Source organism: Streptomyces sp. NPDC096046, assembly GCF_040303285.1.
Lineage (GTDB): Bacteria > Actinomycetota > Actinomycetes > Streptomycetales > Streptomycetaceae > Streptomyces.
This window is the reverse complement of record NZ_JBEOSZ010000026.1, coordinates 39,570-59,911: the sequence shown is the minus strand read 5'-3', so window position 1 is coordinate 59,911 and position 20,342 is coordinate 39,570. Positions and strand designations below refer to the sequence as shown.

18 protein-coding genes and 1 riboswitch are annotated in these 20,342 nt (G+C 71.3%); of the genes, 17 read left to right on the top strand and 1 reads right to left on the bottom strand.

Annotated features, from left to right (window positions below):
* Positions 1–188: 188 nt before the first annotated feature.
* The 13 genes from hpnC (at position 189) to ABTX62_RS22620 (ending at position 13,904) form a co-directional block, all read left to right on the top strand.
* Positions 189–1,091: a squalene synthase HpnC gene (hpnC, locus tag ABTX62_RS22680; RefSeq protein ID WP_352117872.1), complete on the top strand. Its 903-nt coding sequence runs from the start codon at positions 189–191 to the stop codon at positions 1,089–1,091.
* Positions 1,088–2,038 (top strand): presqualene diphosphate synthase HpnD, encoded by a 951-nt coding sequence (hpnD, locus tag ABTX62_RS22675; protein WP_352117871.1) that lies wholly within the window; start codon positions 1,088–1,090, stop codon positions 2,036–2,038. The genes hpnC and hpnD overlap by 4 nt, the downstream gene beginning before the upstream one ends.
* Positions 2,035–2,169, top strand: a complete 135-nt coding sequence (locus tag ABTX62_RS22670) for a DUF6380 family protein (RefSeq protein WP_352117870.1) — start codon at positions 2,035–2,037, stop codon at positions 2,167–2,169. Before hpnD ends, ABTX62_RS22670 begins: the two co-directional genes overlap by 4 nt.
* Positions 2,166–3,578: a hydroxysqualene dehydroxylase HpnE gene (gene hpnE, locus ABTX62_RS22665; protein ID WP_352117869.1), complete on the top strand. Its 1,413-nt coding sequence runs from the start codon at positions 2,166–2,168 to the stop codon at positions 3,576–3,578. Before ABTX62_RS22670 ends, hpnE begins: the two co-directional genes overlap by 4 nt.
* Positions 3,578–4,711, top strand: coding sequence for a polyprenyl synthetase family protein (locus ABTX62_RS22660; RefSeq protein ID WP_352117915.1), 1,134 nt, complete (start codon positions 3,578–3,580; stop codon positions 4,709–4,711). Before hpnE ends, ABTX62_RS22660 begins: the two co-directional genes overlap by 1 nt.
* Before the next feature lie 122 nt (positions 4,712–4,833).
* Positions 4,834–6,903, top strand: coding sequence for a squalene--hopene cyclase (gene shc, locus ABTX62_RS22655; RefSeq protein ID WP_352117868.1), 2,070 nt, complete (start codon positions 4,834–4,836; stop codon positions 6,901–6,903).
* Positions 6,900–7,541, top strand: a complete 642-nt coding sequence (locus tag ABTX62_RS22650) for a 5'-methylthioadenosine/S-adenosylhomocysteine nucleosidase family protein (protein ID WP_352117867.1) — start codon at positions 6,900–6,902, stop codon at positions 7,539–7,541. The genes shc and ABTX62_RS22650 overlap by 4 nt, the downstream gene beginning before the upstream one ends.
* A 5-nt stretch (positions 7,542–7,546) precedes the next feature.
* Positions 7,547–8,569: an adenosyl-hopene transferase HpnH gene (gene hpnH / locus ABTX62_RS22645; RefSeq protein WP_352117866.1), complete on the top strand. Its 1,023-nt coding sequence runs from the start codon at positions 7,547–7,549 to the stop codon at positions 8,567–8,569.
* Between the two features lie 4 nt (positions 8,570–8,573).
* Positions 8,574–9,731 (top strand): flavodoxin-dependent (E)-4-hydroxy-3-methylbut-2-enyl-diphosphate synthase, encoded by a 1,158-nt coding sequence (gene ispG, locus ABTX62_RS22640; RefSeq protein ID WP_352117865.1) that lies wholly within the window; start codon positions 8,574–8,576, stop codon positions 9,729–9,731.
* Positions 9,732–9,760: 29 nt separating this feature from the next.
* On the top strand, positions 9,761–11,656 hold the full coding sequence (dxs, locus tag ABTX62_RS22635) for a 1-deoxy-D-xylulose-5-phosphate synthase (protein ID WP_352117864.1): 1,896 nt from the start codon (positions 9,761–9,763) through the stop codon (positions 11,654–11,656).
* The gene (locus ABTX62_RS22630) at positions 11,653–13,068 is read left to right on the top strand and encodes an aspartate aminotransferase family protein (protein WP_352117863.1); all 1,416 of its coding nucleotides are present in this window, start codon (positions 11,653–11,655) and stop codon (positions 13,066–13,068) included. Before dxs ends, ABTX62_RS22630 begins: the two co-directional genes overlap by 4 nt.
* 75 nt (positions 13,069–13,143) lie before the next feature.
* Positions 13,144–13,788 carry a helix-turn-helix domain-containing protein gene (locus tag ABTX62_RS22625; protein WP_352117862.1) on the top strand — a complete coding sequence of 215 codons (645 nt, stop codon included), beginning with the start codon at positions 13,144–13,146 and terminating at the stop codon, positions 13,786–13,788.
* Positions 13,785–13,904 (top strand): DUF6126 family protein, encoded by a 120-nt coding sequence (locus ABTX62_RS22620; RefSeq protein WP_283968768.1) that lies wholly within the window; start codon positions 13,785–13,787, stop codon positions 13,902–13,904. Before ABTX62_RS22625 ends, ABTX62_RS22620 begins: the two co-directional genes overlap by 4 nt.
* Before the next feature lie 19 nt (positions 13,905–13,923).
* Here ABTX62_RS22620 and ABTX62_RS22615 read toward each other — a convergent pair whose 3' ends face one another.
* Entirely contained in the window at positions 13,924–14,721 is a 798-nt protein-coding gene (locus ABTX62_RS22615; RefSeq protein WP_352117861.1) for a tyrosine-protein phosphatase, read from the bottom strand.
* A 179-nt stretch (positions 14,722–14,900) separates the two neighbouring features.
* On the opposite strand from ABTX62_RS22615, the gene ABTX62_RS22610 reads away from it, so the two are divergent.
* From ABTX62_RS22610 to ABTX62_RS22595, 4 genes are all read left to right on the top strand, one after another.
* Complete coding sequence (locus tag ABTX62_RS22610) at positions 14,901–16,976, top strand: alpha-galactosidase (protein WP_352117914.1); 2,076 nt, start codon at positions 14,901–14,903, stop codon at positions 16,974–16,976.
* 315 nt (positions 16,977–17,291) lie between these two features.
* A riboswitch (cyclic di-AMP (ydaO/yuaA leader) is annotated at positions 17,292–17,446 on the top strand.
* Positions 17,447–17,450: 4 nt separating this feature from the next.
* On the top strand, positions 17,451–18,392 hold the full coding sequence (locus ABTX62_RS22605) for a M23 family metallopeptidase (protein ID WP_352117860.1): 942 nt from the start codon (positions 17,451–17,453) through the stop codon (positions 18,390–18,392).
* Positions 18,393–18,560: 168 nt separating this feature from the next.
* The gene (locus ABTX62_RS22600; protein ID WP_352117859.1) at positions 18,561–19,277 is read left to right on the top strand and encodes a DUF6250 domain-containing protein; all 717 of its coding nucleotides are present in this window, start codon (positions 18,561–18,563) and stop codon (positions 19,275–19,277) included.
* Between the two features lie 145 nt (positions 19,278–19,422).
* Positions 19,423–20,208 (top strand): SGNH/GDSL hydrolase family protein, encoded by a 786-nt coding sequence (locus ABTX62_RS22595; RefSeq protein ID WP_352117858.1) that lies wholly within the window; start codon positions 19,423–19,425, stop codon positions 20,206–20,208.
* Positions 20,209–20,342 lie beyond the last annotated feature (134 nt).

Here is a 20,342-nt window from a genome sequence, read left to right as displayed (position 1 = left end):
CCGAAACACGGCAATCAGGGCAATAATGCGCGACACCGCCCGTCGGGCCACCGTGCGGGCGGGTGGGCGGCGTGTCCGAAATAGTGTGTATTGGGTCGGCAGTGTAGAACGGGAGATGTGACGGCGATGGCTACGGAAACTCCCCAGCTCCACGCAGCACGTGCCGTCCCCGCGCCGGGCAGCCGGCGGTGACGGGAACCGGCACGGTGCGCGCCCTCGATCCGGAGCGCGGCACGCTCGACAAGGCCGCCGGTGAGAACTTCCCGGTGGCCCCCTTCTTCCTGCCCCGGGCCTGGCGCACCGACCTCATGGCCGTCTACGGCTTCGCCCGCCTGGTCGACGACATCGGCGACGGCGATCTCGCCCCCGGCGGCGCCGACGCCCGCCTGCTCGGCGTCTCCCCCGAGGAGGCCGAGGACCGGCTGGTCCTGCTGGACGCCTTCGAGGCCGACCTGCGCAGGGTCTTCGGCTCGACGCCCCGTCACCCCCTGCTGCGCCGGCTCCAGCCGACGGTGCGCCGCTGCTCGCTGACTCCCGAGCCGTTCCTCGGCCTGATCGCCGCCAACCGTCAGGACCAGCTGGTCAGCCGCTACGAGACCTACGACGACCTGCTCGCCTACTGCAAGCTGTCCGCCGATCCCGTCGGCCGTCTCGTCCTCGCCGTCACCGGCACCTCGACACCCGAGCGGATCCGCCGCTCCGACATGATCTGCACGGCTCTCCAGATCGTCGAGCACCTCCAGGACGTGGCGGAGGACCTCGCCCGCGACCGCGTCTACCTGCCGGCAGCCGACATGAAACGCTTTCACGTCCAGGAAGCGGATCTCGCCGGGGAATCCGCCGGAGCGTCGGTGCGTGCGCTGATCGCGTACGAAGCGCGAAGGGCCCGTGATCTCTTGAATGAAGGCGCCCCCCTGGTGGGTAGCGTCCACGGCAGGCTGAAGCTGCTGCTCGCGGGGTTCGTGGCTGGGGGGAGGGCGGCCGTCCACGCGATCGCCGCCGCCGAGTTCGACGTTCTTCCCGGCCCGCCCAAGCCCGGCAAGGCCCGGCTGCTGCGTGAGGTGGGCGTGACTCTGCGAGGAGAGGGGTGATCCGGACCGTGGAGTCGGAACCACACGCGTCACCACCGGTACTCGCCGCCTACAGCTACTGCGAGACCGTCACCGGGCGGCAGGCCCGCAACTTCGCCTACGGCATCCGGCTGCTGCCGACGCCCCAGCGCCGTGCGATGTCGGCGCTGTACGCGTTCTCGCGGCGGGTCGACGACATCGGCGACGGCGCGCTCGCCGACGACGTCAAGGTGGCCAGGCTGGAGGAGACCCGGACGCTGCTCACCCGGATCCGCGGGAACGAGGTCGACGAGGACGACACCGACCCGGTCGCCGTCGCCCTCGCGCACGCAGCCGGCCGGTTCCCGATCCCGCTCGGCGGACTGGACGAACTCATCGACGGTGTCCAGATGGACGTCCGCGGTGAGACGTACGAGACCTGGGACGACCTGAAGGTCTACTGCCGCTGTGTGGCGGGCGCGATCGGGCGTCTCTCGCTCGGCGTGTTCGGCACGGAACCGGGGGCGCGCGGAGTGGACCGCGCGTCGGAGTATGCCGACACGCTCGGGCTCGCGCTTCAGCTCACCAACATCCTCAGAGACATTCGCGAGGACGCGGTCGACGGGCGGACCTACCTGCCCGCCGACGATCTCGCCAAGTTCGGCTGCTCGGCCGGCTTCAGCGGGCCGCGGCCGCCGGAGGACTCCGACTTCGCGGGCCTCGTGCACTTCGAAGTGCGACGGGCCCGCGCTCTGTTCGCCGAGGGCTACCGGTTGCTCCCCATGCTCGACCGGCGCAGCGGCGCCTGTGTCGCCGCCATGGCCGGCATCTACCGCCGGCTCCTCGACCGCATCGAGCGCGACCCGGAGGCCGTGCTGCGCGGCCGGGTCTCGCTGCCGGGCCGCGAGAAGGCCTACGTCGCCGTGCGCGGCCTGTCCGGCTTGGACGCCCGGCACGTGACCCGGCGGACCGTCAGGAGGCGTGCGTGACCGATACCGATGCCACCGTCGGCGCGGAGCGGCGGGCAACCCTCCGGCCCGGGGCCGCGTCCCTGACGGAGACGGCCGGTCGTGCACCGTTCGAGCAGCACGCCCGGGCCGCGAGGGAGGGTGCGCGATGACCCACGGAACACGGTCCCGGGGACCGGTGACACAGGGGCGGCACGCCGTCGTGGTCGGCGGCGGGCTCGCCGGTGTCACCACCGCGCTCGCGCTCGCCGACGCCGGAGTACGCGTCACCCTGCTGGAGGGCAGGCCGCGGCTGGGCGGTCTGGCCTTCTCGTTCCGGCGCGGGGAGCTGACCGTCGACAACGGCCAGCACGTCTACCTGCGTTGCTGCACCGCCTACCGCTGGTTCCTCGACCGCGTGGAGGGCGCGGCGCTGGCCCCGCTGCAGGACCGGCTCGACGTCCCCGTCCTCGACCTCGCCCGTCCCGAGGGGCGGCGGCTCGGCCGGCTGCGGCGGGACGCCCTGCCCGTGCCGCTGCACCTGGGGCGCAGCCTCGCCACCTATCCGCACCTGTCGCTCGCCGACCGCGCCAGGGTGGGCCGCACCGCGCTCGCGCTCAAGGGACTCGACCTCGCCGACCCGGCGCTGGACACCCAGGACTTCGGCAGCTGGCTGGCCGCCCACGGCCAGTCGGCACGCGCCGTCGAGGCCCTGTGGGACCTCGTCGGGGTCGCCACCCTCAACGCGGTCGCCTCCGACGCCTCCCTGGCGCTCGCCGCGATGGTGTTCAAGACCGGTCTGCTGTCCGACCCGGGTGCGGCCGACATCGGCTGGGCGCGGGTCCCGCTGGGCGACCTGCACGACCGGCTGGCCCGCGAGGCACTCGACTCCGCGGGAGTACGCACCGAGGTCCGCACGCGCGTCACCTCCGTCTCCTCGGACGGGGAGGGGCGGTGGAGCGTGCGGGTCCCCGGCGAGACGCTGGAGGCCGACGCGGTGGTCCTCGCCGTACCGCAGCGCGAGGCGTACGACCTGATGCCGACGGGCGCCCTCGACGCGCCCGAACGGCTCCTGGAGATCGGCACCGCGCCGATCCTCAACGTCCATGTCGTGTACGACAGGAAGGTCCTCGGCCGGCCGTTCTTCGCCGCCCTCGGCAGCCCGGTGCAGTGGGTCTTCGACCGGACCGAGGCGTCCGGGCTGCGCGAGGGCCAGTACCTCGCCCTGTCGCAGTCGGTCGCCCAGGACGAGATCGACGAGCCCGTGGCCGTGCTGCGCGAGCGGTACCTGCCCGAGCTGGAGCGGCTGCTGCCCCCGGCCCGCGGCGCCGCCGTGAGGGACTTCTTCGTCACCCGGGAGCGCACCGCGACGTTCGCTCCCACCCCCGGCGTCGGGCGCCTCAGGCCCGGCGCCCGCACCAAGGCACCCGGCCTGTTCCTGGCCGGAGCGTGGACCGCCACCGGGTGGCCCGCGACCATGGAGAGTGCGGTCCGCAGTGGTGTGAGCGCGGCGGCCGCCGTGCTGGGCGCCCTGGGCCGGCCCCGCCCGCAGCACCTCTTCGCGTTCGAGGAGGCGGCATGATGCCGGCCCAGGCCGGAGCGGCAGGCGGCCCCCGCACCCCCGGTACCGCGACAAGAGGAGAGACTGTGCCCACTGTGCCCCCGGCCTCGAAGACTGCCGAGGCGGTGGACGTGACCGCGCTGCTGGAGCGCGGCCGAACCCTGGCCACACCGGTACTGCGGGCGGCCGTCGACCGCCTGGCCCCTCCCATGGACACTGTTGCCGCCTACCACTTCGGCTGGATCGACGCCCAGGGCAGGCCCGCGGAGGGGGACGGCGGCAAGGCCGTGCGCCCCGCCCTCGCGGTGCTGTCCGCCGAGGTCATGTCGGCCGCCCCCGAGACCGGCGTTCCCGGCGCCGTCGCCGTGGAACTCATCCACAACTTCTCCCTCCTCCACGACGACCTCATGGACGGCGACGAGCAACGCCGCCACCGCGACACGGTCTGGAAGGTGCACGGCCCCGCCCAGGCCATCCTGGTCGGCGACGCCCTGTTCGCCCTCGCCAACGAGGTGCTCCTCGAACTCGGCACCGTCGAAGCCGGCCGCGCCACCCGCCGCCTGACCACCGCCACCCGCGCCCTCATCGACGGCCAGGCCCAGGACATCTCCTACGAGCACCGCGACCGCGTCAGCGTCGAGGAGTGCCTGGAGATGGAGGGCAACAAGACCGGTGCCCTGCTCGCCTGCGCCAGCTCCATCGGCGCGGTCCTCGGCGGCGCCGACGACCGCACCGCCGACACCCTGGAGAAGTACGGCTACCACCTGGGGCTCGCCTTCCAGGCCGTCGACGACCTGCTCGGCATCTGGGGCGACCCGGTCTCCACCGGCAAGCAGACCTGGAGCGACCTGCGCCAGCGCAAGAAGTCCCTGCCGGTCGTGGCCGCCCTCGCGGCGGGCGGCTCCGCCTCCGAGCGGCTCGGCGAGATCCTCGCCGCCGACGCCAAGAGCAGCGGTGCCGAGAGCTTCTCCGAGGAGGAGTTCGCGGCGCGCGCCGCCCTCATCGAGGAGGCCGGCGGCCGCGAGTGGACCGCCGACGAGGCACGCCGTCAGCACACCATCGCCATCGAGGCCCTCGACGCAGTGGACATGCCCGACCGGGTGCGGGAGCAGTTCACGGCGCTCGCGGACTTCGTCGTCGTACGGAAGAGATGATCACTATCGGTCGAATAGCCCTCGCGTAGTCGCCGGCCGGTGCCGCGAGTCATCACGGAGCACCGGCCGACGGCGGACCCACAGCAGCTGCACACCTTGCACCACTGCACGAAGGGGAAGCCATGACAGCGACGACCGACGGAAGCACCGGGGCCCTGCCGCCCCGCGCCGCCGCGGCCAGCGACACCGACACAGACATCCCCGCGGCGGCCGGGGTTCCGGAGGCCGCCGCACACGCCGCCCGGCGTGCCACCGACTTCCTGCTCTCCCGGCAGGCCCCCGAGGGCTGGTGGAAGGGCGACCTCGAGACCAACGTCACGATGGACGCCGAAGACCTGCTGCTCCGTCAGTTCCTCGGCATCCGCGACGACAGGACCACCCGGGCCGCCGCCCTGTTCATCCGCGGCGAGCAGGGCGAGGACGGTACCTGGGCCACCTTCTACGGCGGACCGGGCGACCTGTCCGCCACCGTCGAGGCGTACGTCGCGCTCCGCCTGGCCGGTGACGCGCCCGAGGCCCCGCACATGGCGAAGGCATCCGCCTGGATCCGCGCGCAGGGAGGCATCGCCGCGGCCCGGGTCTTCACCCGGATCTGGCTGGCCCTGTTCGGCTGGTGGAAGTGGGAGGACCTGCCCGAACTCCCGCCGGAGCTCATCTTCCTTCCGTCGTGGGTACCGCTCAACATCTACGACTTCGGCTGCTGGGCGCGCCAGACCATCGTCCCGCTGACGATCGTCTCCGCCAAGCGGCCGGTACGCCCCGCGCCCTTCCCGCTCGACGAGCTGCACACCGACCCGGACCGGCCCAACCCGGCCAAGCACCTGGCGCCGCCGCTCAGTTGGGACGGGGCCTTCCAGCGGATGGACAAGGGCCTGCACGCCCTGCGGAAGGTCGCCCCCCGCAGACTGCGCAGAGCCGCCATGAGCAGCGCCGCCCGCTGGATCATCGAGCGGCAGGAGAACGACGGCTGCTGGGGCGGCATCCAGCCCCCGGCCGTGTACTCGATCATCGCCCTGCATCTGCTCGGCTACGACCTCGGACACCCCGTGATGCGCGAGGGGTTGGCCTCCCTCGACCGGTTCGCCGTGTGGCGCGAGGACGGGGCCCGGATGATCGAGGCCTGCCAGTCTCCGGTGTGGGACACCTGCCTGGCGGCCATCGCCCTCGTCGACGCCGGACTGCCCCCCGATCACCCGCAGTTGGTGAAGGCGGCCGACTGGATGCTCGGCGAGGAGATCGTCCGGCCCGGTGACTGGTCGGTGAAGCGGCCCGGACTGCCGCCCGGGGGCTGGGCGTTCGAGTTCCACAACGACAACTACCCCGATATCGACGACACCGCCGAAGTCGTCCTCGCGCTGCGCCGGATCACCCACCACGACCCGGAGCGGCTCGACGGGGCCATCGCACGCGGTGTGCGCTGGACGCTCGGCATGCAGTCCAGGAACGGTGCCTGGGCCGCCTTCGACGTCGACAACACCAGCCCCTTCCCCAACCGGCTGCCGTTCTGCGACTTCGGCGAGGTCATCGACCCGCCCTCCGCCGACGTCACCGCGCACGTCGTCGAGATGCTCGCGGTGGAAGGGCTCTCCCACGACCCGCGCACCCGGCGCGGCATCGAGTGGCTGCTGGCCGAACAGGAGCCGGACGGCTCGTGGTTCGGGCGCTGGGGCGTCAACTACGTCTACGGCACCGGGTCCGTCGTGCCCGCCCTGACCGCCGCCGGCATCCCCGCCGCCCACCCCGCGATCCGGCGGGCCGTGGCCTGGCTGGAGTCGGTCCAGAACGACGACGGCGGCTGGGGCGAGGACCTGCGCTCCTACAAGTACGTCAAGGAGTGGAGCGGCAAGGGCGCCTCGACCGCCTCGCAGACGGCCTGGGCGCTGATGGCCCTGCTCGCGGCGGGGGAGCGGGACTCCAAGGCCGTCGAACGCGGTGTCGAATGGCTCGCCGCCACGCAGCGGGAGGACGGCTCCTGGGACGAGCCGTACTTCACGGGGACGGGCTTCCCGTGGGACTTCTCGATCAACTACCACCTCTACCGGCAGGTCTTCCCGCTTACCGCGCTCGGCCGCTACCTGCACGGCGAGCCCTTCGCCCAGAAGCTCCGGGGGACCGGGGCGGCCAGGGCGGCCGGGGAGCTCAGGGGGAGCCGGGCCGGGGCGCCGCTCGTCGAGGCCGAGGGGAGCGGATGAGCGCACAGCCCGCCCCGGCCCCGCTGCTGATCGCCTGCGCGCTCGGCATCGAGCAGTTCGCCCTGCGCGCGGGCGGCCGTGGCGGGGCCGACGGTCCGGTCACGGTGCTGCGGACGGGCATGGGACCGGTCGCCGCCGAACGGGCCGTCACCCGGGTGCTGGCCGACCCTGCCCTGCGTGACGCCGCCGTGCTGGCCACCGGCTTCTGCGCCGGGCTCACGCCGGGCATGCACCCCGGCGATCTGGTCGTCGCCGAGGAGACCCGCGGCCCACGCGGCACGACCCCCTGCGTCGGGACCGGCCTGCTGGTCGAGGAACTGGCCCGCGCACTGCCCGGGCGGACCGTGCACACCGGCCCGCTCACCGGCTCCGACCACGTCGTGCGCGGCCCCGAACGGTCCGCTCTGCGCGCGACGGGGGCGATCGCGGTCGACATGGAGTCCGCCGTCACGCTCCTGAGCGCCGTGCGCGTGGGCGAGCGCCCGGTTGCGGCCGTCCGGGTGGTCGTGGACGCTCCTGAACATGAACTCGTCCGGATCGGCACGGTACGCGGTGGAATATCGGCTTTCCGTGTTCTTCGTTCCGTCCTTCCCGCTTTCTTCGAATGGCACCGTTCCTCGCTGCTCCCCAGGAGGTGAGCCAGATGGCCATGCCGCTCCGACAGTCCATCAAGGTCGCTACATACTTGGCTGAACAGAAGATCCGCCGACGGGACAAGTTCCCGCTGATCGTCGAGCTGGAGCCGCTGTTCGCCTGCAATCTGAAATGCGAGGGATGCGGCAAGATCCAGCATCCGGCCGGGGTGCTCAAGCAGCGGATGCCGGTCGCCCAGGCGGTGGGGGCGGTCATGGAGTCCGGTGCCCCGATGGTGTCCATCGCGGGCGGCGAGCCGCTGATGCACCCGCAGATCGACGAGATCGTCCGTCAGCTGGTGGCCAAGCGGAAGTACGTCTTCCTCTGCACCAACGCGATGCTGCTGCGCAAGAAGATGGACCACTTCACGCCGTCGCCCTACTTCGCCTTCGCGGTGCACATCGACGGGCTGCGCGAGCGGCACGACGAGTCGGTCGCCAAGGAGGGCGTGTTCGACGAGGCCGTGGAGGCGATCAAGGAGGCCAAGCGGCGCGGCTTCCGGGTGACCACCAACTCGACCTTCTTCAACACCGACACCCCGCAGACCGTCATCGAGGTGCTGAACTTCCTCAACGACGACCTCCGGGTCGACGAGATGATGATCTCTCCCGCCTACGCCTACGAGAAGGCCCCCGACCAGGAGCACTTCCTCGGCGTGGAGCAGACCCGGGAGCTGTTCAAGAAGGCCTTCTCGGGCGGCAACCGGAGGCGCTGGCGGCTCAACCACTCCCCGCTGTTCCTGGACTTCCTGGAGGGCAAGGTCGACTTCCCGTGCACGGCGTGGGCGATCCCCAACTACTCGCTCTTCGGCTGGCAGCGCCCCTGCTACCTGATGAGCGACGGGTACGTGCCGACGTACCGGGAGCTCGTCGAGGACACCGACTGGGACAAGTACGGCCGCGGCAAGGACCCGCGCTGCGCCAACTGCATGGCGCACTGCGGCTACGAGCCCACGGCCGTCCTCGCCACCATGGGATCGCTGAAGGAGTCCCTGCGCGCCATGCGCGAGACGGTCTCCGGGAACCGGGAGTGATGTCATGACCGCCATTTCGCTGGGTGTCCCCGAGGTACCGGTCCGGCCGGTCGCGGAGCGGCGCGTCTCGCGCCGGATCCAGGTCGGTCCGGTGGCGGTCGGGGGCGGGGCCCCGGTGTCGGTGCAGTCGATGACGACGACCCGCACGTCGGACATCGGCGCGACCCTGCAGCAGATCGCGGAGCTGACCGCGTCCGGCTGCCAGATCGTCCGGGTCGCCTGCCCCACGCAGGACGACGCGGACGCGCTGGCGACCATCGCCCGCAAGTCGCAGATCCCGGTGATCGCGGACATCCACTTCCAGCCCAAATACGTCTTCGCGGCCATCGAGGCGGGCTGCGCGGCCGTCCGCGTCAACCCCGGCAACATCAAGCAGTTCGACGACCGGATCAAGGAGATCGCCCAGGCGGCGAAGGACCGCGGCACCCCGATCCGCATCGGCGTCAACGCCGGATCACTGGACCGGCGCCTGCTCCAGAAGTACGGCAAGGCCACCCCGGAGGCCCTCGTCGAGAGCGCGCTGTGGGAGGCGTCCCTCTTCGAGGAGCACGGCTTCCGGGACATCAAGATCTCCGTCAAGCACAACGACCCGGTCGTCATGATCGAGGCCTACCGGCAGCTGGCCGAGCAGTGCGACTATCCGCTGCACCTGGGCGTCACCGAGGCTGGGCCCGCGTTCCAGGGCACGATCAAGTCGGCGGTGGCGTTCGGCGCGCTGCTGTCCCGGGGCATCGGCGACACCATCCGGGTGTCGCTGTCCGCGCCGCCGGCCGAGGAGGTCAAGGTCGGCATCCAGATCCTCCGGTCCCTCGGGCTCAAGGAGCGCCGCCTGGAGATCGTCTCGTGTCCGTCCTGCGGTCGCGCCCAGGTCGACGTCTACAAGCTGGCCGAGGAGGTCACGGCGGGACTCGACGGCATGGAGGTGCCGCTGCGGGTCGCCGTCATGGGGTGTGTGGTCAACGGGCCCGGCGAGGCTCGGGAGGCCGATCTGGGGGTCGCCTCCGGCAACGGCAAGGGGCAGATCTTCGTCAAGGGCGAGGTCGTCAAGACCGTCCCCGAGTCCAGGATCGTGGAGACGCTGATCGACGAGGCGATGAAGATCGCCGAGCAGATGGAGCAGGACGGCGTGGGGCCGGGGGAGCCGGCCGTCACCGTGAGCTGAGCAGCACGGAATGCGAAGGGGGCCCGAGCGTGACGATTCTGGAGAGCATCCGGGGACCACACGACCTGAAGGCGCTGTCCGAGGCGGAACTGGGCGAACTGTCCGAGGAGATCCGTGAGTTCCTGGTGCACGCGGTGGCCCGGACCGGCGGCCACCTCGGACCCAACCTGGGCGTGGTGGAGCTGACCGTCGCCCTGCACCGGGTCTTCGAGTCGCCGGTCGACCGCATCCTGTGGGACACCGGCCACCAGAGCTACGTCCACAAACTGCTGACCGGACGCCAGGACTTCTCCAAGTTGCGCGGCAAGGGCGGCCTGTCCGGCTACCCCTCACGTGAGGAGTCCGAGCACGACGTCATCGAGAACAGCCATGCCTCCACCGCCCTCGGCTGGGCCGACGGGCTCGCCAAAGCACGCCAGGTGCGGGGCGAGGAGGGCCATGTCGTCGCGGTCATCGGCGACGGTGCCCTCACCGGCGGCATGGCCTGGGAGGCGCTGAACAACATCGCGGCCGCCAAGGACCGTCCGCTGATCATCGTCGTCAACGACAACGAACGCTCCTACGCCCCCACCATCGGCGGTCTCGCCAACCACCTCGCGACGCTGCGCACGACCGACGGCTACGAGCGGGTCCTGGCCTGGGGCAAGGACCTGCTCCAGGGCACGCCCCTTATCGGCCACACCCTCTACGAGGCCCTGCACGGCGCGAAGAAGGGCTTCAAGGACGCGTTCGCCCCGCAGGGCCTGTTCGAGGACCTGGGCCTGAAGTACGTGGGGCCGATCGACGGGCACGACATCGGGGCCGTGGAGTCCGCGCTGCGGCGTGCGAAACGCTTCCACGGACCGGTGCTCGTCCACTGCCTCACGGAGAAGGGCCGCGGCTACGAGCCCGCCCTCGCCCACGAGGAGGACCACTTCCACACCGTCGGCGTCATGGACCCGCTGACCTGCGCACCGCTGTCCCCGGCAGGCGGTCCCTCCTGGACCTCGGTGTTCGGCGAGGAGATCGTCCGGATCGGCGAGGAACGCCAGGACGTGGTGGCGATCACCGCCGCCATGCTGCACCCGGTCGGTCTCGGCGCCTTCGCCGAGCGGTTCCCGGACCGGATCTGGGACGTCGGCATCGCGGAGCAGCACGCGGCCGTGTCCGCGGCGGGCCTGGCCACGGGCGGCCTGCACCCGGTCGTCGCCGTCTACGCCACCTTCCTCAACCGCGCCTTCGACCAGCTGCTCATGGACGTCGCCCTGCACCGCTGCGGGGTGACCTTCGTCCTGGACCGGGCCGGGATCACCGGTGTCGACGGGGCCTCCCACAACGGCATGTGGGACATGTCCGTCCTCCAGGTCGTGCCCGGTCTGCGGATCGCCGCGCCCCGGGACGCCGACCAGCTGCGCGCCCAGCTCCGCGAGGCCGTCGCCGTCGACGACGCGCCGACGCTGCTGCGGTTCCCCAAGGAGTCCGTCGGCCCCTCGATCCCGGCCGTGGGCCGGGTGGGCGGACTGGACGTGCTGCACCGATCGCCTGAGCCGCAGGTCCTCCTGGTCGCCGTCGGCGTGCTGGCGGCGGTCTGCCTCCAGGCCGCCGAGCTGCTCGAAGCGCGCGGCATCGGCTGCGCCGTCGTCGACCCCCGCTGGGTCAAACCCGTCGACCCGGCGCTGACGGGCCTGGCCGCCGAACACCGCCTGGTCGCCGTCGTCGAGGACAACAGCCGCGCGGCCGGGGTCGGTTCGGCCGTGGCGCTGGCCCTGGGCGACGCCGACGTCGACGTACCGGTACGGCGGTTCGGCATCCCCGAGCAGTTCCTCGCGCACGCCAAGCGCGGTGAGGTGCTCGCCGACATCGGCCTGACACCCGTCGAGGTCGCCGGACGGATCAGCGCGAGCCTGACCGTCAAGGAAGAGCTGTCCAAGGAGCCACAGGAATGACAACCGCCGAGTCCGCGCCGGAGTCGTCGCAGGCCGGGGAGTTCGACCTCGGCACACTGCTGGCCGAGCGCGGAGCCGAGCGCTACGAACTGCACACCCGCTACCTCAACCACCAGCTCCCGCGCATGCTGCACACCATCGGCTTCGACAAGGTGTACGAGCGCGCCGAGGGCGCCTACTTCTACGACGCGGACGGCAACGACTACCTGGACATGCTCGCCGGCTTCGGGGTGATGGGCCTCGGCCGTCACCACCCCGTCGTGCGCAAGGCGCTGCACGACGTGCTGGACGCCTCTCTCGCCGACCTCACCCGGTTCGACTGCCAGCCGCTGCCCGGCCTGCTGGCCGAGAAGCTGCTCGCGCACAGCCCTCACCTGGACCGGGTGTTCTTCGGCAACAGCGGCACCGAGGCCGTCGAAGGGGCCCTGAAGTTCGCCCGGTCCGTCACCGGCAGGCCCAGGGTCCTGTACTGCGCGCACGCCTTCCACGGTCTGACCACCGGCTCCCTCTCGGTCAACGGCGAATCCGCCTTCCGGGACGGCTTCGCCCCGCTGCTGCCGGACACGGCCGTACCGCTCGGCGATCTCGACGCGCTGGACAGGGAGCTGAAGAAGGGCGACGTCGCCGCGCTGATCGTCGAGCCGATCCAGGGCAAGGGCGTCCTGGAGGGCCCGCCCGGCTGGCTCCGGGCCGCCCAGGAACTGCTGCACCGGCACAAGGCGCTGCTCATCGCCGACGAGGTGCAGACCGGCCTCGGCCGGACCGGCGACTTCTACGGCTACCAGCACGAGGAGGGAGTGGAACCCGACCTGGTGTGTGTGGCCAAGGCGCTCTCCGGCGGCTATGTGCCGGTCGGCGCCACGATCGGCAAGGACTGGATCTTCAAGAAGGTCTACTCGTCCATGGACCGGGTGCTCGTCCACTCGGCGAGCTTCGGATCGAACGCGCAGGCGATGGCGGCGGGCCTCGCGGTGCTGTCGGTGATGGAGAACGAGCAGATCGTCGCGAACGTGCGGGCCACCGGGGAGCAGCTCAGATCCCGGCTCGCGGCGCTCACCGAGAAGTACGAGATGCTCGCCGAGGTCCGAGGCCGCGGCCTGATGATCGGCATCGAGTTCGGCCGGCCGAAGTCGCTGAAGCTGCGCAGCCGCTGGGCCATGCTCCAGACCGCCCGCAAGGGGCTCTTCGCTCAGATGGTCGTCGTGCCGCTGCTGCAGAAGCACCGGATCCTCACCCAGGTCTCCGGCGATCACCTGGAGGTGATCAAGCTGATTCCGCCGCTGATCATCGGCGAGCGGGAGGTGGACCGGTTCGTCGACGCCTTCACGGCCGTGATGGACGACGCGCACAACGGCGGGCTGGTGTGGGACTTCGGCAAGACGCTCGTCAAACAGGCCGTCGCCCACCGCTGAGACTCCGCCCGTCCGCGCTTTTGCCTGTGAGGCAAGATATTTGCCGGTGAGGCAAAGGTCCGACTGAATGGAGGTATGAGCTCCTCCGAGACCGAGCGGCCCCACGGGGCCGACTCGCCGGGCGAACCGGCGGCCGGTGCGCTGCCCGCCGTCGCGCCCCAGCTACGGGCACTGAGACGGCAGGCCTCCCTGACGCTGGAAGCCGCGGCCCGCGCCGCCGGGCTGTCGCCCGCCCATCTCTCCCGACTGGAGACCGGGCAGCGCCAGCCCTCGCTGCCGATGCTGCTCGCACTCGCCCGTGTCTACGGTACGACGGTCGCCGAGCTGCTCGGCGAGACGGTCGCCGGCCGGGACGCCGTCATCCGCGCGGCCGACATGGAACCGACCGCGGCGGGCGGCTGGACGTACTGGCAGGCCGGTGCCCCCGGCCGTGGGATGCAGGCCCTGCGCGTCCACGTCCCCTACGGCTCCCAGGGCGACGTCGTGCGCGTCCATCCCGGTGAGGAGTGGCTGCATGTGCTGCGCGGCCGGCTGCGGCTGCGCCTCGGTGACACCACCCACCGGCTGGCGGCCGGCGACAGCGCCCACTTCGACTCGCTCACCCCGCACCGGATCGCCGCCGAGGACCACGACGGCGTCGAGCTGCTGTTCGTCCACACCCTGCTGCAGAGCCCCACGGCCGCCCTGTGCCTGGGCCCCACCCCCGGAGACCTGTCATGAGCGACCTGGAGGAGAAGTTCCCCCGCGCCCTGTGGGTGAGGCTGTTCGTCTACCTCATCGCCGGCCACATCTTCGCCGCGTTCGTGTACCTGCTGTTCGAGGTCGGGGCGAAGTAGCCCGTCCCCGGGCGGCGACTCAGTCGAGGAGCCGCTCGCGCAGCCGCTCCCGGGTCTCCGGGCTGAGCCGCAGCCCCTGCTCCAGATAGGCGTCGACCCCGCCCCAGGTCTCCTCGATGGTGTCGAAGGCCGTCTCCAAGTACTCGGCGCGCGCGTCGAAGAGGGGGCTGAGCAGCTCCATGACCTCGGGGGAGTAGGCCGAGGCGACGGAGCTGCTGCGGTGCACCTTGTAACGGCGGTGCTTGGCGTTCGACTTCAGGTAGTCCTCGACGATCGCCTCGCGCTGCACGCCCACCGCGAGCAGTGTCACGGCGACGGACAGACCCGCGCGGTCCTTGCCCGCCGCGCAGTGCATCAGCGCGGGAACGCTGTCCTGCGCGAGCGCGTGCAGCACCCGGGAGTGCTCGCCCGTGCGCTCCTTGACGATCATGCGGTACGAGGCGATCATCCGGTCCGCGCCCTTGCCGTCCGCGAGGATCGCGCGCAGCTGGTCCAGGTCGCCGTCGCGGACCATCTTCCAGAACTCGGCGCCGTCGGCCGGGTCGCTCAACGGCAGGTTCACATTGCGCACGCCGGGCAGCTCGACGTCCGGCCCCTCGAGCTTCTGGTCGGCCGCGTTGCGGAAGTCGAAGATCGTGTGCAGGCCCAGGGTGGTCAGGAAAGCGGCGTCCTCCCCGGTCGCGTGGGCGAGATGGCCACTGCGGAACAGCACCCCGTGCCGCACCCGTCGGCCGTCCACGGTCGGAAGTCCGCCCACATCGCGGAAGTTGCGCACTCCGGCCAGCTCGGGCTCGGTCGACGGGACCTGCTGTGTCACGAGGGCTCCTCCCCTTCGGCGCCGCCGGCGCGGCTCGTCGGCGGGCGTCACTCGACGATACGACATGCCTGCCTGGGGCAATGAGTTGTCCACAGGCGTTGCCCGCAGGCCCCACCGCACTCGATGATGTTGCCGCCTGGTCGGCACTGATCGGGCTTGTTCGAATCTGTGAGGGCATGATGCTGGAGATCTCCGAAGACGGTCGTACATGGGTGCTCTCCGGGCCGGCCAGCAGCTACGCCGTCCATGTCACCGACCGGGACGAGCTGCTGCACCTGCACTGGGGTCCCCGGATCGGCCTCGCCGACGCCGAGGCCCTCGCCGTGCGGCCGCTTCCGGACTACTGGCCCTTCGAGTCCCCGCTCGACGGACGCGAGGAGTACCCGGTCGAGGGCGGCCCCCGTTTCGTCCGCCCCGCCCTGTCAATGCGCACGGCCGAGCGGCGCGGCACCGAGTGGGTCTTCGAGGGGCACGACACGGAGGACGACGAACTGCGGCTCCGGTTCCGCGACGGCGACCTGGCCGTCACGCTGCACTACCGGGTGCGCTCCGGGGCGGACGTCGTCGAGCGCTGGGTGACCGTCGACAACCGGGGACCGGCCGTCGAGCTGCTGCGCGCCGACTCCGCGACCTGGACCCTGCCCGACCGGGACGCCTGGCGACTGTCGCAGCTGCACGGCCGCTGGGGTGCCGAGTCCCGGCTGACGCGCTCCGGCCTCACCCACGGGGAGAAGGTCATCGGCAGCCGCCGCGGCCACACCTCCCACCAGCACCTGCCCTGGGTCGCCCTCGACACCGACGCCACCGAGGAGCACGGCGAGGTCTACGGCTGCGCCCTCGGCTGGTCCGGCTCCTGGCGCATCGCCGTGGCCCGGCTCCCCGACGCCCGCGTGCAGATCACCGGCGGGGCCGGCTACGACGACTCCGGCCTGCTGATGCTCGGCACCGGGGAGTCGTACACGACCCCTGTCTTCGCCGGGCTCTGGAGCGACGGCGGTTTCGGCGGGGCGAGCCGCGCCTGGCACGCCTATCAGCGGGCGTATGTGATCCCGGACGCCGAGCAGGACCGGCCGGTGCTGTTCAACTCCTGGGAGGCCACCGAGTTCGACATCTCCGAGGAGCAGCAGCGGGCGCTCGCCGAGCGGGCCGCCGCCCTGGGCGTCGAGCTGTTCGTGGTCGACGACGGCTGGTTCGGGGCGCGCACCAGCGACCGGGCCGGGCTGGGCGACTGGACCCCCAATCCCGACCGCTTCCCGGGCGGGCTGAAGCCGCTCGCCGACCACGTGCACGGCCTCGGCATGCGGTTCGGCATCTGGGTCGAGCCCGAGATGGTCAACCCGGACAGCGACCTGTACCGGGCGCACCCGGACTGGGTGCAGTACCAACCAGGACGAAAGAGGACGGAGTTCCGCAATCAGCTCGTCCTCAACCTGGCTCGGGAGGACGTCCGGGAGTACCTGTGGGAGCAGCTCGACGGGCTCCTCTCCGGCGCGCCGGTCGACTACGTGAAGTGGGACTTCAACCGCTGCTTCACCGACGCCGGGTGGCCGGACGACCCCTACCCGCAGCGACTGTGGGTCGACCACGTGCGCGGCCTGTACGCCCTGCTGGACCGGCTGCGGGCCGCCCACCCGGGTGTGGCCTTCGAGTCCTGCTCGGGCGGCGGCGGCCGGATCGACCTCGGGGTGCTGAGCCGTACGGACCAGGTGTGGACCTCCGACAACACCGACCCCCTCGACCGGCTCGCCATCCAGCACGGCTTCAGCCAGCTCCACCCGGCCCGGGTCATGGCCGCCTGGGTCACCGACAGTCCGAACGCCATGCTCAACCACCGGGCCAGTTCCCTGCGGTTCCGATTCGTCAGCGCCATGGCCGGGGTGCTCGGGGTCGGCGGCGACCTCACGCGGTGGACGCCGGAAGAGCTCGCCGAGGCGGAGCGGTGGGTGGGGCTGTACAAGGAGATCCGGCCCGTGGTGCAGCGCGGCGACCTGTACCGGCTGCGGCCCCCGGAGGGCGGCCTGAGCGCCGTGCAGTATGTCCTCGGCGCGGAGACCGTCGTCCTCGCCTGGCTCCAGGCGCAGCACTACGGCGAGCCCGTGCCGACGCTGCGGCTGCGCGGCCTTGACCCGACAGCGGCGTACGAATGCCTCGAAACGGGCGAAGTTCATCGAGGGGCCGTGCTGCTGCACCACGGATTGCGGGTCGGCCTGAGCGGAGATTTCGACGCCACTGTCGTCCGTCTTAGGCGCAAGTAGTCGTTCTGCCCGAATAGGGAGTTTCGGCTGCTATGGGGTAACGTGCCCCGATCGTAAGGGGGATGAGGTCGGGGTGCGTGACCATCGTCATATTCGTGACGATGCGTTGCTGCCATGTTCACGTAATTTCCATGGCGGCAAGGGTCATTGAGAAAAGCGGAAGATCGGTCATCCACGCTCGGTGACGGCATGTGTGTCGGCGCGTCGAGGAAAACACCGTCGCGGGCAACCGCAAGCTTGTCCCATTGCGTCTTGGTCGCTTACGTTCCACACCCATCCGGACGGACGCCTAATCCTGCCGCCGCCCGGAGCCCCACACACTGACCCGACGTACGGCAGGAGCGGGGGACCCACAGGTAAGACGCCTGTTCCGGTTCCCGGAACGGCTTGGGGTTAAGTCGCGCCTCGGCGCGACCGGGCATCTCCAGCCCGCACCCGACAGCTCACCTCGCAGGCGACGGAGAGGAATTCGTCATGCCCGCGAAGGGTAAGCACCGCCGCCCCAAGACCCAGCGTTTCACCCGCTCCATCGCCGTCGCCGGAACGGGCGGGGCCGCTCTCGCCCTGCCGCTCATGGGGGCCACCGGCGCCCACGCCGCCACCCCGCAGTCGGCTCCGGACAAGGCCGTCCAGTCGGCTCCGGCCGCCGGCGAGAAGGCCGCCGGCAAGGCCACCGGCGCCCACACGTACACCGTGAAGGCCGGCGACTACCTCGCGAAGATCGCCGACGACCAGCACGTCAGCGGCGGCTGGAAGAAGCTCTACGCGGACAACCGTGACGCCGTCGGCTCCGACCCGTCGCTGATCCACCCGGGCCTGAAGCTGTCGATCGGCAAGAAGGCCGCGAGCGCGCCCAAGGCCTCGGCCCCGTCCGCGCCGAAGGCCTCGGCCGCGAAGCCCTCGGCCGCCAAGCCGTCCGCCGCCGAGTCGGCCCCGAAGGCGGAGACCGCCGCGAAGCCGGCCGCCGCCAAGCCCGCCGCCGGGCCCGCCGCCCAGAGCAACTCCAGTGGCTACAGCCTCCCGGTGGCCGGTGCCACCGTCGGTACCCCGTACCGCATGTCCGGCAGCATGTGGTCCAGCGGTTACCACACCGGTGTCGACTTCGTCGTCCCGACCGGCACCTCCCTCAAGGCCGTCGGCGCGGGCACCGTCGTCTCCGCCGGCTGGGGCGGCGCCTACGGCAACCAGGTCGTCATCAAGCTCGCCGACGGCTACTACGCCCAGTACGCCCACCTGTCCCAGCTCTCCGTCTCGGCCGGCCAGACCGTGACCGCCGGGCAGCAGATCGGCCTGTCGGGCGCCACCGGCAACGTGACCGGACCGCACCTGCACTTCGAGATCCGCACCACGCCGGACTACGGCTCGGACGTGGACCCGGTCGCCTTCCTGCGCTCGCACGGCGTCTCCGTCGGCTGACCGACCGCACGACCACCTGCCTGACACGCGACCGAAGGCCGGACCCCGATCCCGGGTCCGGCCTTCGGCCTGTCCGTGTCGATCGCCTCAAGGGATCGACAGCGGGCGGCAGTTGGGACACAGTGATCACGTCGAGAGTGCAAGCGCTTTCTGAAGGAGCTGTGTCCCGTGCCGACCACCCGCAGAACGTTCGCAGCCCTGTCCGCCGGAGCCGCCCTGGCGGTCGTCTCCCCGACGGGCGGCGCGCACGCCGCCTCCCGTCATCGCCGCCTCGTCGCCCGCGACGATTTCTGTCACGGCCTCGGGCAGTGGGCGACCGAACTCCAGGGCGGCGGTACCGTCACCGCCTCCCGCGGCATCCTGGAGATCGACGTACCGAGCGGCGCTACCGTGTGGTTCAGGCAGCGGCTCGAAGGGCCGTACCTTCTCGAATACACCGCGACCCCGGTCTCCGCGGGCGGGGTGAACGACCGGGTCTCGGACCTGAACAACTTCTGGAACGCGACCGACGTCCGCTCCCCGGAGGATCTCCTCGCCACACCGCGCGCCGGGGCCTTCGACGAGTACGACCACCTCACGGCGTACTACGCGGGCTACGGCGCCAACCACAACACCACGACCAGGCTGCGCCGTTACGTCGGTCAGCCCGGTGTCCGCCCCCTGCTCCTCGACTACGCCGAGCCGCTGCTGGTGCCCAACGAGCCGAACCGGGTCCGCATCGTCTCCGACGGCTCCACGGTCCAGTGGTGGAACAACGGGCGACTCGTCTTCGGTCACCTCGACCCGCAGCCGTACACGAGCGGGCATTTCGCCTTCCGGACCGTCTGGAGCCATTTTCGGATCAGCGGATTCCGGGTCTGGCGGTTCACTCGGAAACATCCCTGACGAGCGGTGTATTCCGAAGTTGACGAACCCTTGGAAAGTGGCTTATCTCACCGCCAGTCAATCCCTTCCTACGGTCGCGTAGGTCACATTCGAAGGTGAATCATGGACTGCTGTGGCAGACGATTCGAAGAGTGACAGCAGAGTAGTGATCGGGTCGTACGTAGCGGTGGGGGACAGCTTCACCGAGGGCGTGGGTGATCCCGGCCCCGACGGGGCGTTCGTCGGCTGGGCCGACCGGTTCGCCGTCCTGCTCGCCGACCGCAGGCCCGAGGGCGACTTCCAGTACACCAATCTCGCCGTACGCGGAAAGCTCCTCGACCAGATCGTGGCCGACCAGGTTCCGCGGGCCGTCGCCATGGCCCCGGACCTCGTCTCGTTCTGCGCCGGGGGCAACGACATCATCCGGCCCGGCACCGACCCCGACGAGGTCGCCGAGCGCTTCGAGCGGGCCCTGGTCCAGCTCACCGCGGTATCCGGCACGGTCATGGTGACGACCGGATTCGACACCCGTGGCGTGCCCGTGCTCAGGCACCTGCGCGGCAAGATCGCCACCTACAACGGGCACGTCCGGGCCATCGCAGACCGGTACGGCTGCCCGGTGCTCGACCTGTGGTCCCTGCGCAGTGTCCAGGACCGCAGGGCCTGGGACGCCGACCGGCTGCACCTGTCCCCCGAGGGGCACACGCGCGTGGCGCTCCGCGCGGGCCAGGTGCTCGGCCTCGACGTGCCGGCCGACCCCGAGCAGGCGTGGCCTCCGCTGCCCCCGCGCGGCGTTCTCGACGTGCGGCGGGACAACGTCGCCTGGGCGCGCGATTTCCTGGTGCCGTGGATCGGGCGCCGATTGCGCGGAGAGTCGTCGGGCGACCATGTGACGGCCAAGGGGGCGCTGTCGCCGGACGACATCAGGATGCGGATCGCAACGGTGGCGTGAGAGCGGTTCACTGCGCGTGAGGGCCGTGCCGACGGCCAAGGGGGCGCTGTCGCCGGACGACAGGATGCGGATCGCAACGGTGGCCCAGGAGCGGTTCACGGCGCGTGCGGGCCGTGCCGGGTGGAACACCGGCG

Bases quoted from the DNA above. Each gene is read 5' to 3' on its own strand.
- ABTX62_RS22625 (WP_352117862.1), top strand. From the start codon at position 13,144: ATGAGCTCCTCCGAGACCGAGCGGCCCCACGGGGCCGACTCGCCGGGC.
- ABTX62_RS22605 (WP_352117860.1), top strand. From the start codon at position 17,451: ATGCCCGCGAAGGGTAAGCACCGCCGCCCCAAGACCCAGCGTTTCACC.
- ABTX62_RS22620 (WP_283968768.1), top strand. From the start codon at position 13,785: ATGAGCGACCTGGAGGAGAAGTTCCCCCGCGCCCTGTGGGTGAGGCTG.
- hpnH (WP_352117866.1), top strand. From the start codon at position 7,547: ATGGCCATGCCGCTCCGACAGTCCATCAAGGTCGCTACATACTTGGCT.
- ABTX62_RS22660 (WP_352117915.1), top strand. From the start codon at position 3,578: ATGCCGGCCCAGGCCGGAGCGGCAGGCGGCCCCCGCACCCCCGGTACC.
- shc (WP_352117868.1), top strand. From the start codon at position 4,834: ATGACAGCGACGACCGACGGAAGCACCGGGGCCCTGCCGCCCCGCGCC.
- ABTX62_RS22650 (WP_352117867.1), top strand. From the start codon at position 6,900: ATGAGCGCACAGCCCGCCCCGGCCCCGCTGCTGATCGCCTGCGCGCTC.
- ABTX62_RS22610 (WP_352117914.1), top strand. From the start codon at position 14,901: ATGCTGGAGATCTCCGAAGACGGTCGTACATGGGTGCTCTCCGGGCCG.
- ispG (WP_352117865.1), top strand. From the start codon at position 8,574: ATGACCGCCATTTCGCTGGGTGTCCCCGAGGTACCGGTCCGGCCGGTC.
- hpnE (WP_352117869.1), top strand. From the start codon at position 2,166: ATGACCCACGGAACACGGTCCCGGGGACCGGTGACACAGGGGCGGCAC.
- ABTX62_RS22630 (WP_352117863.1), top strand. From the start codon at position 11,653: ATGACAACCGCCGAGTCCGCGCCGGAGTCGTCGCAGGCCGGGGAGTTC.